The sequence below is a fragment of the Rhodococcus sp. 06-221-2 genome, assembly GCF_002258365.1.
In the GTDB taxonomy this organism is placed as follows: domain Bacteria; phylum Actinomycetota; class Actinomycetes; order Mycobacteriales; family Mycobacteriaceae; genus Rhodococcoides; species Rhodococcoides fascians.
The window spans coordinates 128700-141060 of record NZ_NOYJ01000038.1; the positions used below are offsets into that span (position 1 = coordinate 128700).

The 12361-nt window shown below is 64.4% G+C and carries 15 protein-coding genes; 4 read left to right on the forward strand and 11 right to left on the reverse strand.

All coding sequences use genetic code 11. From position 1 onward, the window contains the following. Positions 1-3: 3 nt before the first annotated feature. Together CH281_RS26170 and CH281_RS26175 are read right to left on the reverse strand one after the other, a co-directional pair. On the reverse strand, positions 4-591 hold the full coding sequence (locus CH281_RS26170; RefSeq protein WP_032367733.1) for a GNAT family N-acetyltransferase: 588 nt from the start codon (positions 589-591) through the stop codon (positions 4-6). Then, positions 560-1843: an MFS transporter gene (locus CH281_RS26175; protein ID WP_094695897.1), complete on the reverse strand. Its 1284-nt coding sequence runs from the start codon at positions 1841-1843 to the stop codon at positions 560-562. Before CH281_RS26175 ends, CH281_RS26170 begins: the two co-directional genes overlap by 32 nt. 87 nt (positions 1844-1930) lie before the next feature. On the opposite strand from CH281_RS26175, the gene CH281_RS26180 reads away from it, so the two are divergent. Together CH281_RS26180 and CH281_RS26185 are read left to right on the forward strand one after the other, a co-directional pair. Then, positions 1931-2245: an ArsR/SmtB family transcription factor gene (locus CH281_RS26180; protein WP_027495157.1), complete on the forward strand. Its 315-nt coding sequence runs from the start codon at positions 1931-1933 to the stop codon at positions 2243-2245. Between the two features lie 34 nt (positions 2246-2279). Beyond that, a complete protein-coding gene (locus CH281_RS26185) occupies positions 2280-3449 on the forward strand; it encodes a macrolide family glycosyltransferase (RefSeq protein ID WP_032373622.1) in 1170 nt (389 codons plus the stop codon). Here CH281_RS26185 and CH281_RS26190 read toward each other — a convergent pair. The 6 genes from CH281_RS26190 to CH281_RS26215 form a co-directional block, all read right to left on the reverse strand. Beyond that, positions 3442-3900: a hypothetical protein gene (locus CH281_RS26190; protein ID WP_032373489.1), complete on the reverse strand. Its 459-nt coding sequence runs from the start codon at positions 3898-3900 to the stop codon at positions 3442-3444. The genes CH281_RS26185 and CH281_RS26190 overlap by 8 nt on opposite strands. A gap of 19 nt (positions 3901-3919) precedes the next feature. Beyond that, entirely contained in the window at positions 3920-4243 is a 324-nt protein-coding gene (locus CH281_RS26195; protein ID WP_032369979.1) for a hypothetical protein, read from the reverse strand. A gap of 57 nt (positions 4244-4300) precedes the next feature. Further along, positions 4301-5044, reverse strand: a complete 744-nt coding sequence (locus CH281_RS26200; protein WP_032367735.1) for an AIM24 family protein — start codon at positions 5042-5044, stop codon at positions 4301-4303. Positions 5045-5053: 9 nt separating this feature from the next. Next, positions 5054-5731 (reverse strand): AIM24 family protein, encoded by a 678-nt coding sequence (locus CH281_RS26205; RefSeq protein ID WP_094695898.1) that lies wholly within the window; start codon positions 5729-5731, stop codon positions 5054-5056. A gap of 1 nt (position 5732) precedes the next feature. Next, on the reverse strand, positions 5733-6341 hold the full coding sequence (locus tag CH281_RS26210) for an AIM24 family protein (RefSeq protein WP_032400991.1): 609 nt from the start codon (positions 6339-6341) through the stop codon (positions 5733-5735). Positions 6342-6406: 65 nt separating this feature from the next. After that, positions 6407-7384 (reverse strand): LLM class F420-dependent oxidoreductase, encoded by a 978-nt coding sequence (locus CH281_RS26215; RefSeq protein WP_032368006.1) that lies wholly within the window; start codon positions 7382-7384, stop codon positions 6407-6409. Positions 7385-7443: 59 nt separating this feature from the next. On the opposite strand from CH281_RS26215, the gene CH281_RS26220 reads away from it, so the two are divergent. Then, a complete protein-coding gene (locus tag CH281_RS26220; RefSeq protein ID WP_032400992.1) occupies positions 7444-7821 on the forward strand; it encodes a VOC family protein in 378 nt (125 codons plus the stop codon). Positions 7822-7831: 10 nt separating this feature from the next. Here the strand turns inward: CH281_RS26220 and CH281_RS26225 are convergent, their stop codons facing one another. Together CH281_RS26225 and CH281_RS26230 are read right to left on the reverse strand one after the other, a co-directional pair. Further along, the gene (locus tag CH281_RS26225) at positions 7832-8971 is read right to left on the reverse strand and encodes a S1C family serine protease (protein ID WP_052061628.1); all 1140 of its coding nucleotides are present in this window, start codon (positions 8969-8971) and stop codon (positions 7832-7834) included. Positions 8972-9009: 38 nt separating this feature from the next. Then, positions 9010-10554, reverse strand: coding sequence for a metallophosphoesterase (locus tag CH281_RS26230; RefSeq protein ID WP_094695899.1), 1545 nt, complete (start codon positions 10552-10554; stop codon positions 9010-9012). A gap of 69 nt (positions 10555-10623) precedes the next feature. Between CH281_RS26230 and CH281_RS26235 the strand changes: the two genes are divergently transcribed. Beyond that, positions 10624-11457 carry a DUF72 domain-containing protein gene (locus tag CH281_RS26235; RefSeq protein ID WP_032367739.1) on the forward strand — a complete coding sequence of 278 codons (834 nt, stop codon included), beginning with the start codon at positions 10624-10626 and terminating at the stop codon, positions 11455-11457. A gap of 48 nt (positions 11458-11505) precedes the next feature. Here the strand turns inward: CH281_RS26235 and CH281_RS26240 are convergent, their stop codons facing one another. After that, on the reverse strand, positions 11506-12306 hold the full coding sequence (locus tag CH281_RS26240) for an IclR family transcriptional regulator (protein WP_094695900.1): 801 nt from the start codon (positions 12304-12306) through the stop codon (positions 11506-11508). Positions 12307-12361 lie beyond the last annotated feature (55 nt).

Below are 12361 nucleotides of genomic sequence, written 5' to 3' on the forward strand. Positions count from 1 at the left end.
AACTTACCGTGCGGTACGCCGACGGAGTTCGTTGCGCACGGCGGGCCATTCGGATTCGATGATCGAGAACACGACGGTGTCGCGCAGTGAACCGTCGGCCATGCGTTGGTGATTGCGCAGAATGCCGTCCTGCTTGGCTCCGAGTTTCGCGATGGCTGTCCGCGATTGGAGGTTCATCCAGTGGGTGCGGAATTCCACCGCGATACAACCGAGTTCCTCGAAAGCGTGCGTCAGCAACAGCAGTTTGCTCGACGCGTTGGTACCGGTTCCGTGGGCGGAGCGCGCATTCCAGGTGTACCCGATCTCGACGCGACGGTTGTTCGCATCGACGTTGCAGAAGGTCGTCGCGCCGAGAATCTGCCCGGTATCGTTGCGCCGCAAAGTGAATGGAAGCATGGTTCCCGCGTCGAGCAGTCCGAGCCGGCGATCGATCTCTGCGGCCATGTCTTCCGGTTTCGGAACGCTCGTGTACCAGAGATTCCAGAGCTCGCCGTCGCGGGCGGCATCGCACAGCCCCTCGAGGTGATCGCGGCTCAGCGGCTCGAGGGTCACGAGGTCGTCAGTGAGGGTCACCGGTTGCAGAAAGGACATTGGCCGACGATACGTCCCGGCGTGGTGTTCGCAACAGCGAGAAGATCACCGCCGCGGTCACGACGAGAGCTACGACGACGATCGACACGACCTCGGTGTAGGCGTGCGCGTAGGCGTCGGCAAACCCGGGGCGTCCGGCTGCCGCGGCATCGGCGTCCGCTCGGTCGGGTAGCTCGCCGCGGACCAGGACGGTCAACAACCAGGCATATCCGGCCACCATCAGGGCCTCGCTGCCGATGCGAAACAGGTTCAGCACGCCCGCCGCGGTACCGCTGCTGTGCGGCGGCACCGCAGCCAGTGCCTCGCCGTCCACCAAGCCGATCGGGAGTCCGAATCCGAGCCCCAACGCGATCATCGGGACCACGACGGCACCGAGCGGGACACCTGGTTGCAGCGCCAACATGCCCAGATTGCCGAGGACGAGGCAGCCGAGGCTGACCAGCACGACCCGAGTGGGGGTGATGGCGTCGAACATGCGGCTCAGGCGGGCAACGGTCAGCGGAGCGAGTAGAACGGGGACGGTCATGGCCAGCATGAACACTCCGGCAAGCCCCGGCGTCAGCGACGCGACAGCGCTCAGCGCAGCGGGCAGATACGTGAGCAGCGTGACGAATCCGATGGCCCCGGCCACCGGAACGAGGCACAGGGCCAGGAATCTCCGGTTGCGCAGTAGCGAGAAATCGAGCAGGCGGTGCGCCGTCGATTCGGTTCGCAGCGCCGGCAGAGCGACAGTTCCGATGGCCGCCGCAGCCAGGACGATCGCCTGGGCGGCGAACACGCCCCGCCAGTCGAACGCCGCGACGAGCAGCCCGGAGATGGTGGGCCCGAGTGCCAGACCGAGACCGTTCACGGTGCCGAACAGTGCGAACGCGGTTGCTCTGGCCGCGCCGTGGAAGTGAAGCGAGAGAATGGAAGTGGAGCCCACCAGAACCGCTGCGGCTCCGATGCCCGCGAACACCCGCGCGACATCGAGTAGGTACAACGACGGCGCGACGGCGCTGACCGCACTCGCGACGGCCGTCAACACCACCCCGATGCGGAACGACGTGCGGTGACCGATTCGATCCGACACCGCGCCCCAGACGACGGTGAACAGCGCGAACGCGATGTTGAAGCCGTTGACGACCCACTGCAGAGGCGTCGGGTCGGTGCCGAGGTCGCCGGCGATGACCGGAAGGGCGAGTGCAGTACCCGAGATGGACATCGGTACGACGAATTGAGCCGCGAGTACGACCGGTAGCACTGCCTTCATGTGTCCCCCTGAAACGTAGGTACGATGGTTGTCGTACTAGACCAGGTTTCAAGGTACGGCGCAAGTCGTACCTTGTAGGAGGAGCGCATGGCGGACAAGGACGGGCATCCCGAGCCCGAGGAAATGCAACTGGGTGCGGTGATGTCCGCGTTGGCCGATCCGTTGCGTCGCCAGGTGGTCACCGAACTCGTCGGCGACGACGACGGAGCCGAGCGGACGTGTATGTCGTTCGAGCTCGGTGTCACCAAATCGACTCTGACGCACCATTTTCGAGTGCTACGCGAGGCAGGCCTGGTGTTTCAGGTCGATCGCGGAAACAGTCGCAAAGTGACGCTGCGTCGCCACGAGCTCGAAGAGCGATTCCCCGGTCTGCTCGATCTGATCGCCAACGAAAACCGGTAGCCCCGCGCCCTCTTCGCGTCCTACGGTGAGCGGCATGCACTTCGCGATGATCGGCACGACGGCACCGAGTCACATCTACCCCTCGCTCGCCGTCGTCGCCGAATTGGTCCGACGCGGGCATCGCGTCACCTATGCCGTCGGCGAGTCGTTGCGGCACCTGGTCGAACCCGCTGGAGTGGAGGTGGTGGCGTTCCCGTCGATACTTCCCGACGGGGAGGGCTCCTGGCCGGACGACCCGGCGTCGGCGATGCAGGTGTTCCTCGACGAAGCGATCGCGTCCTTTCCGGTGCTCACCGCGTTCTACGACGACGATCAGCCGGATGTGATCCTCTACGACATCGGCGGCCTGACCGCCCCGATCCTCGGCGCCCGGTACGGCGTGACGGCCGTGCAGCTCTCCCCCACGTACGTCGCCTGGGACGGCTACGTCGAGGATCTCGGTGACGGGATGACCTCTGTCCGCGAGTCGACAACCGGCGTTGCGTATCGCGATACCTATGCGACCTGGTTGCGAGAGAACGACATCGACGCCGACCCGTGGGACTGGATCACGTACCCGGAGCACTGCCTGTCGTTGATCCCGAAAGTGATGCAGCCGAACGCCGATCGAGTCCCCAGCTCGGTGCAGTTCGTCGGCCCGTGTCTCGATCCGGTGCGACTGCACGACCGATCGTGGTCCGCGCCCGAGGGGCCCGTTCTCTACGTATCGTTCGGCACCGGGTACAACGAACGCCCCGACTTCTACCGGCTGTGCATCGAGACGTTCGCGAACACGGACTGGCACGTGGTGATCTCCATCGGCCGTCGCGTCGACCCCGCCGTACTTGGGGATCTATCCGCGAATGTCGAGGTCCACGAACATGTTCCGCAGCTCGCGGTGCTCGACGCCGCCACCGTGTTCGTCACCCACGCCGGAATGGGTGGGTGCACCGAAGCCCTGTGGTTCGGCGTACCGACAGTTGCCCTACCGCAGGCGGTCGACCAATTCGGCAACGCGGCGATGCTCACCGAACTCGGGGTGGGAGTGCACGTCGACTTCGACGGGGTGACGGCGACAGGACTGCGCCACGCCGTCGAACAAGCCCGGGGACTCGCGCCGCGCGCACGCGAGATCAGCGCCGAGGTACGTGCGCACGGCGGCGTCGACCAGGCCGCGAATGCGATCGAAGCATTCGGCGTCGATGCCGGCGGAGCGGCTACGTAGCCAGCGTCGCCAATTCCTCGAACGTCTCGGCGTACGTGTCGCGGACCTGATCCCAGGAAGCCGTCATGTCCACACTCTCCGGACCGGCGATCGGCAGCGCATAGCCGTACTGCGAGCGCGGCACCGGGCTACCGGGCAGAACGAGTACCTGCGTGAATGCCGCAGAATCGGGGTTGAACGTCAGAGTGTGCGAGGCGACGTTGCGTCCCCAATCCTCCGACGGCCACGACAGGAAGATCACGTGCCGAGGACTCTCGGCGGGGTCGGTGTACGAGACGTAGCTGCCGTAATGGTCTTCTCCCGGAGACATGATCTTGTACGCGCCGTTGTCGGTGTAGATCAACAACGCCTCGGCGAACGGCTTCTGATCGAACAGTGCGGTGTACCTCAGCGCCTGAACGAACACGGGCCGGCCCAACGGAATCGAGATTGCATCCTGCTGTGTAGTCACGAGAATCAAAGGTACCGATTCAGTCCTCGAGAACGCTGACGCTCACGCCGTAGGGCAGGAAACGAACCCGTCGACGCGGGTCGGTGTTGTCCTTGTGTGCCCGCAACGCATCGAGTTCGGTGGCGTAGAGCTGATCGATCTGCGCCGAGCCGGCATCGTCGACGCTGTAGATCGCCCAGACGCCATCACCCTTCTGGCCTGTGGTTTCCGGCTCCGGCGGGGCTTTGGGTGCTCCCGTGTTGGCGAACAGCGAACCGACGACCTCGCGCAGGCCCTCGGTTGCTTCACGCGCGAACTTGTCGAAGTCGTCGGATCCGAATCCGAAGGGTCCCTGGTTGGCCATGGCGCTACCTCCTGAGTGAAACTCCAGTATGCGCGTTTTCTCCGAATGGGCGAGCAGCTACTGCTGCAGTCGGGCCCCGATGGTGTTGTGCAGAGCCCGCAGTGAGTTCTGGCCGAGCGAGACCGTCTGAGATTCGATGTGTCGCAACAGGTGGGTGTCGTTCAAAACCTTCTCGCTCGATTGGATCAGCACCGTGCCGGCACCGGTGAAATCGAACTGCCGCTCTTCGCCGCTATTGGCCCCGAGGAATCCGCGCGCGGCGCCGAGGAAGTTCTGCATCCAGGCGGCATCGAAGTGATGCGAGGGTGACGGGCAATCTGCCCATCCGACAAGCGCTTCCGGGTCGATGCGTAGTGGCGGCTCGGCGAACATGACCGTGCCGTTGGACGAGGCGAGGAACTTGCCGGTACCGAGCAGGGTCAGGAAGCCGGGCACGATGGACTGCTTGAGGTCCAGAGTCGGCTCGAAGGCCAGCAGATTCGCGGCTCGGATCGTCAGGTTGCCGTCGTCGAGGTCGTAGCTGTTGATGTTGAAGCCGCGATCCCCGAGGATCAGCTTGCCCTGCCCCTGCGCCAGCACCCAGTCGTTCGAGTACAGCGGCGACGAGAACCGCGCCGCCACGATGGCGGGCATGGACGTCTGCCCGAGCGGTTCGAAGCGAACATTGCCGTAGTACGCGATCATCGCGCCCTTCGACGTGAACCACGGCTGACCTGCGAGTTCGACGCAGAACGCGTAATCGTTGCCGGGCACGTTGTCGTTGACCGGCAGGGTGTACGGGGTGTGAATCTCCAAACTCATTGCCGCTCCCTAGAACTTCTGCTCGGACGCCTGCACCCACACGGTGCCCATACCGGTCATCTTCAACTGAATCGCCTCGCCGGTGCCCTTGCCGACGGCGTCACGCCAACCGACGTTGGCGGAGATGTCGACGTTGATGTTGCCGATGTGGCATACGTACGCCTGCGGATCGACCACGACCATGGGGTTGTTGGGCCCGACCTGCAGCGGAGTCGCGCCGCCGTGCGACAGGACCGCGACGCTGCCCTGCCCGGTGAGTTGCGTCGTGAACAGACCCTGCCCGGTCATGGCACCGCGCACTGCTCCGCGGACGCCGCCCTGGGAGGTGAGGGCAACGATGGAACTCTGCAGGTAGCCGTCGTGCACCAGGAGTCGGTCGGCCTCCACGGTGAGCATGGACGAGCCGTCGAGGTGAATCACTTCGACGTACAGCCCGGCGTGGCCGTAGAAGACCTCGCCCTGACCCTCGGCGGCCATCATCGCCACGTGCTCGCCTGCCATCATGCGGCCGGCCATCCCCGCGACGCCGCTCATGCCGGGCATGGCACCCGCGCCGCCGCCCATGGAATGCGGGACGAACCGGACGTCGCCGGTGTAGTAGAGCATCGATCCGCGCCGAGCCAGCACACTCTGATTCGGTGCCAGAACGGATTTGACGACTTTGCTGTTGACGAGTTCGAGTGGCACGTCAGCGCTCCTCGGGTTGAATGTAGACGACGCCCTGGCCGTCGAAGCGGAGGGAGAACGCCTCGCCGCTGCCGCCGCCGATGGCGGAGCGCCACGTGACGTCGGTGACGAAGCTCTGGTTGAGCTGTCCGCGATGGGCGACGAAGGCGTCGGGGTCGACGACGAGCGGATACTGCGGATCGACGGCGAGTGCGATGATCGGCCCACCCTTCGACAGCAGCGCCACCGTCCCGGAGCCGCTCACGACGGTGGTGAACAGTCCCTGCCCCGACGTCGCACCACGAAGGCCGGAGAACTTCACGTCCGTCTTCAATTGACCTGTGAGAGCAAGCAATTGAGACGATTCGACGTGCAGGTTGTCGCCTTGCACCTCGACGAGAGTGATGTCCTGGGCGTCGACCGCGAAGTACACGGTGCCTTTGCCGGACACGTCCATAAGGGACAACGACTCGCCGGTCACTTTCTGTTTGAGCGCGGCGCGAAAACCGCCGCCACCGCCCATGCCTGCGCTCTTGAAGGCGACATCGCCTTCGTAGGCAACCATCGAACCCGAGATCGCGCGCAGAGAGTCACCGGTCAGGTCTGCGACCAAGACACGGTGCCCGTTCATCCTCAGCTGAGCCACGGGGGAACTATGCCACCGCTCGCACCCCCGCGGCTACTGCTGGAGAAAATCTAGACGAGCGGCTTCAGAGCCTTGCCCGCCAATTCGACGGCACCGGGCTGGTGTCCGTTGGTGATCAGGTTGATGATGACGCCGTCGATGCCTTGATCGAGGACGCGCTTCTGCACCTGCTCGGCGACATCGTCGGGCGTTCCGCAGAAGTGGCGGTCGGTGGCCTTCGCTGCGTCCTCCTCGGAGAGATTCGTCAGATCGAGGCCCTGCTTCAGCACGAACTCCCGCTGCAACTCCTTGGCCTTGTCACCGTCCTCGTCGATGATGACGAAGGCGAGGAAGCTCGTCTCGAGATCCTTCGGATCGCGGTCGACTTCCTCGCAACGGGCCTGAACGGCTGCCATCTTGCGGGGCAGTTCGTTTGCGTCGCAGATGATGTTGAGGTGATCGGCGAACTGTGCGGCCAGGCCGAAGGTCTTCTTCTCGCCGCCACCGCCCAACATGATCGGCAGATCATCGCGGATGCGGGGCTCGTTCATCGCGTTCTCGACCTGGTACCACAGGCCGTCGAACGTGGGACGCTGACCGCGCAGCATGGGTTCGATGATCTGCAGGGCCTCGTCGAGGCGCTCGAATCGGTCGGTGAACGTACCGAATTCGAGTCCGAAGCTCTGGTGCTCGAGTTCGTACCAGCCGGCACCGATACCGAGAATGGCCCGGCCGCCGCTGACGACGTCGAGGGTGGTGACGGTCTTGGCCAGGATCGCCGGGTTGCGATACGTGTTGCCGGTGACCAAGGCGGAGAGTTGGATGGTGTCGGTGGCCGTCGCGAGCGCCGACAGGGCGGAGTAGGCCTCGAGCATCGGCTCGTCGGGCTTTCCGATTCCGGGGAGTTGGTAGAAGTGATCCATCACGAACGCAGTGTCGAACCCGGCCGCTTCGGCCTCGCGCGCCTGCGCGATGACCTGGGGAAAGAGTTCCGCGACCGAACCGTCGTAGCTGAAGTTGGGCATCTGGTAACCGAGGCGAATAGTCACGGCTGCCACGCTACTCGGATATCGGCCCGCAGCACGTGGGACAGCGCGATAATTCGTCCATGACCACCATCGATCTGGCCCGATCGCCGTTCTCCGGATTCGCCGTCGACGACCTGCCGGCAGCTCGCACGTTCTACGCGGACACCCTCGGTCTCGAGGTGACCGAGAACGAGATGGGGATGCTCGAACTCCACCTCGGAGCGGCGACGGTACTCATCTATCCTCGTCCCGGTCACGTGCCGGCGCAGTACACCATCCTCAATTTCCCGGTGACCGACATCGAGGCCGCAGTCGATGCATTGATCGCCAAAGGGGTGGTGTTCCAACAGTATCCGGACATGGGCACCGACGAGAAGGGGATCTTTCGGCACGGCGGACCGCTCATCGCCTGGTTCACCGATCCGGCGGGCAACGTGTTGTCGGTGCTGCAGGACTGAACTCGACCGCTCAGGCAGCCGGGGTTCCTTCCGCCAAAGCCGTTGTCGCGGAACGTCGTACGCCCTGAGGATCGACCCACTCGACGACGGCGACATCACCGGGGTGACGTCCGATGAGGGCCTGGGCAAGATCCGACGACGAACCGACACCGGCACCGTCGAAGGCGACGATCACATCGTCGCCGGACAGTCCGATTGCCGAGGCCGGAGAATCGGTAGCCACCGTCACCACCTCGGCACCCATCGCCGGCTTGTTGTCGAACACGGACACATCTCGCACCGACACCCCGAAATACGGAGTCGGGCCCACATGAACCGTCCCGCCGGACTGCCCCGCGACGACCTGGTCGAGCACGGCAGCAGCCTCCGAGATGGGAACCGCATACGCCTCGGGTGCCTGCGGAGGCCTGCTCTCGGAGCCGGTGCGCGCCTCGTCCGACAGCCCCGCTGTATTGACGCCCACCACGCGACCCCAGGCATCGAACAGTGGGCCACCCGAATCACCCGCTCGCACATCGGCATCGACTCGAATCATCCGATCCAGAGTGTTCCGCGAACCGTCCACCGAACTACGGGTACGCACCTGCTGATCCAGAGCCGTCACCGCACCCGGGGCAGGCACCAGAACACCTGCGCCAGCAGCATTCCCGACGGCAGTGACCGCATCCCCCACCTCGGGAGGTGAGTCCGGAGCGAACTCGACCACCGGCAGGTCGGCCGCGGAAAGCAACTGCATGACCGCCAGGTCACGAGATTTGTCGTAACCGAGCACGGTGGCGTCGTAGATCAGTCCGTTGCCCATGTGCACGGCGCTGATCTCGGTCGCGTTTTCGACGACGTGGAAGTTGGTGAGCACCAGGCCGTCCGGGGCGACGACGAAGCCGGTACCTGCGACGCCGGAGTAGCCGGCCGTGGCGGAGATCGTGACGACGGTGGGGTTCACTCGCGCCGAGAGGTCCTCGAGAGTGAGCGGTGGCGGCTCGACGACGGGGACGGACGTGACCGCGGGGGCCTGCAGCTGGACGTCGGTGCCGACAATCCCGGGACTCAGCATTCCGGGACTCAGCACTCCGGGACTCAGCGGCGTGGCGAGGAACCAGACACCGGCGGCGACCAGCGTCAGTACCCACGCTCGCCCACCCGACTGCATGAAGATCGATTATGGTCCGATGCCGAGCACCGTGCCAGTCAGTCTGCGATCACGGCTCGGGGAACGTCGGCGCGCAGTGTGAAGTCGGTGACGAATTCGCCGTCCTCGGGGCCGTATCGATTCTTGATGTCGTAGCTCTCGACGTCGAACGCGTCGAGTGACGGCGAATGGGTGGTGACGGCCATCGAGCCACCGTCGACGTCGAACTGGAGCAGGCGTTGGAAGCCGGTGCTGCGTTCGCCGTCGACCTCGAAGTACTGATAATCGGCCAGCAGCTGCACGACGGAGCGGTCGGTCTCTCCCACGTGCTCGTCCACGACCGCGACCTGGCCGTCGACGTGCCCGGACAGGACGAGGAAGACGGTCTCGTGTGGAACGACCAGTCGATTCCAGATCTGCTGGCCGGAGCTCGACCCGATGTCGCCGAACCCCATCAGTTTCTTCTCGCCGAGTTCGTCGAGGTAGTAGTGCGTGCCGATGACGACATTGCGGTCGGGGTTCTCGTCGAGAACTCGTTCGGCCCACTGCATGACCTTTTCCGGCGGGTTGTAGCCGATGTACAGCATCAAGAATTTGGCACCCGCGATGTCGACAAGGTCGTAGTGCGCCGAATTGTCCTCGTCGGTGAACGAACCGCCCCAATAGGGTTGATCCCGATAACGCTGAGGGCCGAAGTACTCGTTGTAGAGCGCGTGGTTCTTCTCGTGCTCCCCAGGGACCAATTTGCCCGCGACGTTCCAGATGTTGTCGTGGTTACCGGGCAGAACGCCGTGGGCGATGCCGGCATCCTCGAGGATCTGCATCGATTCGCTGGCGGCCTCGAACTCCTTGCGCGCCTGAGTATCCGGCCGCCCCGGGCTGATCCAGCTCTGAATCAGGTCGCCGGTGTGCATGCTGTAGTCGATCTTCAGCTCGTCGGCGTTGTCGGCGGTCCACTGCGTCATCTCCGAATACACACCGGGATCGTCGCGGGCTATGTACTGCGTGTCCGTGATGTGCTGGAGCGCGAAATCGTACGTGCTCGGATCGGCGAAGCTGCTGTCGGGGCGCGCGTTGGTTTCGGCGAAAGAACGATCTGCACGCGGGTTGTCGATGACCAGTACTTCGACAGAGCCTCTGTCGGTGGAGATCTCGGCACTCAATTCCACCGAACCGCCGGGCGCAACCGGGTCGGCCGTGGCAATGGCCGGACCCCACGTGTTGCCCGACTCGTCCCACACATGCAACGCCAGATCGTTGGTGTTCACCGATCTGCCGGACCACGTCAGCGTCGCCGTGTCCGTACCCGGCGCGAACGTCGCGGTGTAGCGGAGGTAGGGATATTCGTCCCACCCCGAGGTTCGCATCTCCGTCGTCGACGACTCGACCCCGACCTCGCGAGTCGGCGGATCCGGCGCGTCTGCGACACCCGCGACCATGGACGTGGTGATCGCCGCGGGCACCGTCGTCAAACCGATCCCCGGTACCGCAGCCGCCTGACGAGGCGTCGGCTGGTCGCGGCGCTCGGCAGCCGCATCGGCACCGGTGAGGGCGAGCAGCACACAGGTCAGCGCCAGGGAGCCGAATGCCGATGGGCGCTTCATGCCATCGAGGTTACCGATACCAGCGCCAGAGCCGCGGAAACCGCAGGGCTGCCCGGCTACAGTCGGCTCATGTCCGCGCAGCATCGCCCTCGGGTTCTGATCGGTATCTCCGGCTGGACGTACGCGCCGTGGCGAGGGGATTTCTATCCGAGCGGTCTCGCGCATCGCAAGGAGCTCGGGTACGCGTCCGAGCACCTGACGTCGATCGAGATCAACGGCACGTTCTATGCGATGCAGAAGCCGTCGAGCTTCACCAAGTGGCATGACGAAACTCCGGATGACTTCGTGTTCTCCATCAAGGGTGGGCGGTACGTCACGCACATCAAGCGGCTCGTCGGCGTCGAGTCGGCATTGGCGAACTTCTTCGCCACCGGGGTCCTCACCCTCGGTGACAAGCTGGGGCCATTCTTGTGGCAGCTCCCGCCCAATCTCGAGTTCGACGCGCAGAAGATGACGGACTTCTGCGCCCTGTTGCCCAGAACTGTTTCTGCTGCAGTGACTCTGGCGGAGTCGCGGGACGACAAACTGGCCGAGGATCGAGTGCTGTTGCCGGCTGCGTCGTCTCGGCCACTGCGGCACTGTATCGAAGCCAGGCATGCAAGCTTCGCCTCCGACGAGGCAGTGGAACTGTTGCGCGAGAACGATATTGCGATCGTGGTTGCCGACACCGCCGGAAAGTACCCGTACATCGACACCCCCACAGCGGATTTCATGTATGCCCGACTGCACGGAGACGAAGAGTTGTACGCCAGCGGCTACACCGACGACGCTCTCGATCGATGGGCCACCAAGATCTCCGAGTGGACGTCGGCGGGCCGGGACGTCTTCGTGTACTTCGACAACGACATCAAGGGCTACGCACCCTTCGACGCCATGAAACTCATCGAGCGCGTCGGTAGCTGAGTATTCGTCTCTCTAGGATCGAAGCTAGAGGAGCGAATACTCGTGTAGCTACTGACTCGATGCAGGTAGAGCCTCTGCGACACGTGAAAGGCTGCGCGCCGCCGCGAGAATCGTCTCCACCTTGTCCGTCAAGGCGTCGCCCTCGAATGTCTCCACGCGGCCACCGACGCTGATCGACGCGACGACCACCCCGTCGCGTCCGAGAATCGGTGCGCCCACCGCCGCGACGCCGGCCAGGTAGTCGGAGTTGCTCAGCGCGTATCCCTGCGTTCGGATCCGGTCGAGATGATCCATCAACTGGCCGGGTGACGTCAGTGTTCGGCTCGTGTATGCAGCAAGCTCTCCGCCGAGCCAGCGGTCGCGAATGCGAGCGGAGAACGCGAGCATCGCCATCGGCCCGGCCGTGGCGTGATACGGAAGAACGGATCCAATCGAAATGCCAGCTACCACAAGGGGATTGCTGCCCTCGTGGCGGTCGATGCACACCGCGCCCTCGTCAGCGGGAACCATCAGATAGGCGGTGTCGCCGAACTTTTGGGCGATGTCCGACAGATACGGCTGGGCGGCACCGCGGATGTCGAGCTGTGTCAACGCGGACGATCCGATCTCGAACACCGGCATGGCGATCCGGTACGAACCCTCCGCTGTTCTGTCCACCCAGCCGGCATGGATCAACGTCGTCATCAGGCGATGCACGGTCGTCTTGTTCATTCGACTCGCCGTCGTCAGGTCGTTGAGCGTCCACACAGGATGCGTCGTGTCGAAATGGTCGAGCAGAGCGCATGCCTTCACGACGGCACCGACGATGTCGCGGCCGGCCTGGGCGTCGGACTCGGTGGGAACTGCCACGAGTTGTTCCTTCCGGTCGGGTGGAGCGTCGTCGCCATCCTACGAACCGACGCGC

Coding starts and splice junctions, on each gene's coding strand:
- CH281_RS26195 (WP_032369979.1), bottom strand. CDS start 4,243: ATGGCCAACCAGGGACCCTTCGGATTCGGATCCGACGACTTCGACAAG.
- CH281_RS26185 (WP_032373622.1), top strand. CDS start 2,280: ATGCACTTCGCGATGATCGGCACGACGGCACCGAGTCACATCTACCCC.
- CH281_RS26200 (WP_032367735.1), bottom strand. CDS start 5,044: ATGAGTTTGGAGATTCACACCCCGTACACCCTGCCGGTCAACGACAAC.
- CH281_RS26220 (WP_032400992.1), top strand. CDS start 7,444: ATGACCACCATCGATCTGGCCCGATCGCCGTTCTCCGGATTCGCCGTC.
- CH281_RS26225 (WP_052061628.1), bottom strand. CDS start 8,971: ATGCAGTCGGGTGGGCGAGCGTGGGTACTGACGCTGGTCGCCGCCGGT.
- CH281_RS26235 (WP_032367739.1), top strand. CDS start 10,624: ATGTCCGCGCAGCATCGCCCTCGGGTTCTGATCGGTATCTCCGGCTGG.
- CH281_RS26210 (WP_032400991.1), bottom strand. CDS start 6,341: ATGAACGGGCACCGTGTCTTGGTCGCAGACCTGACCGGTGACTCTCTG.
- CH281_RS26175 (WP_094695897.1), bottom strand. CDS start 1,843: ATGAAGGCAGTGCTACCGGTCGTACTCGCGGCTCAATTCGTCGTACCG.
- CH281_RS26180 (WP_027495157.1), top strand. CDS start 1,931: ATGGCGGACAAGGACGGGCATCCCGAGCCCGAGGAAATGCAACTGGGT.
- CH281_RS26170 (WP_032367733.1), bottom strand. CDS start 591: ATGTCCTTTCTGCAACCGGTGACCCTCACTGACGACCTCGTGACCCTC.
- CH281_RS26230 (WP_094695899.1), bottom strand. CDS start 10,554: ATGAAGCGCCCATCGGCATTCGGCTCCCTGGCGCTGACCTGTGTGCTG.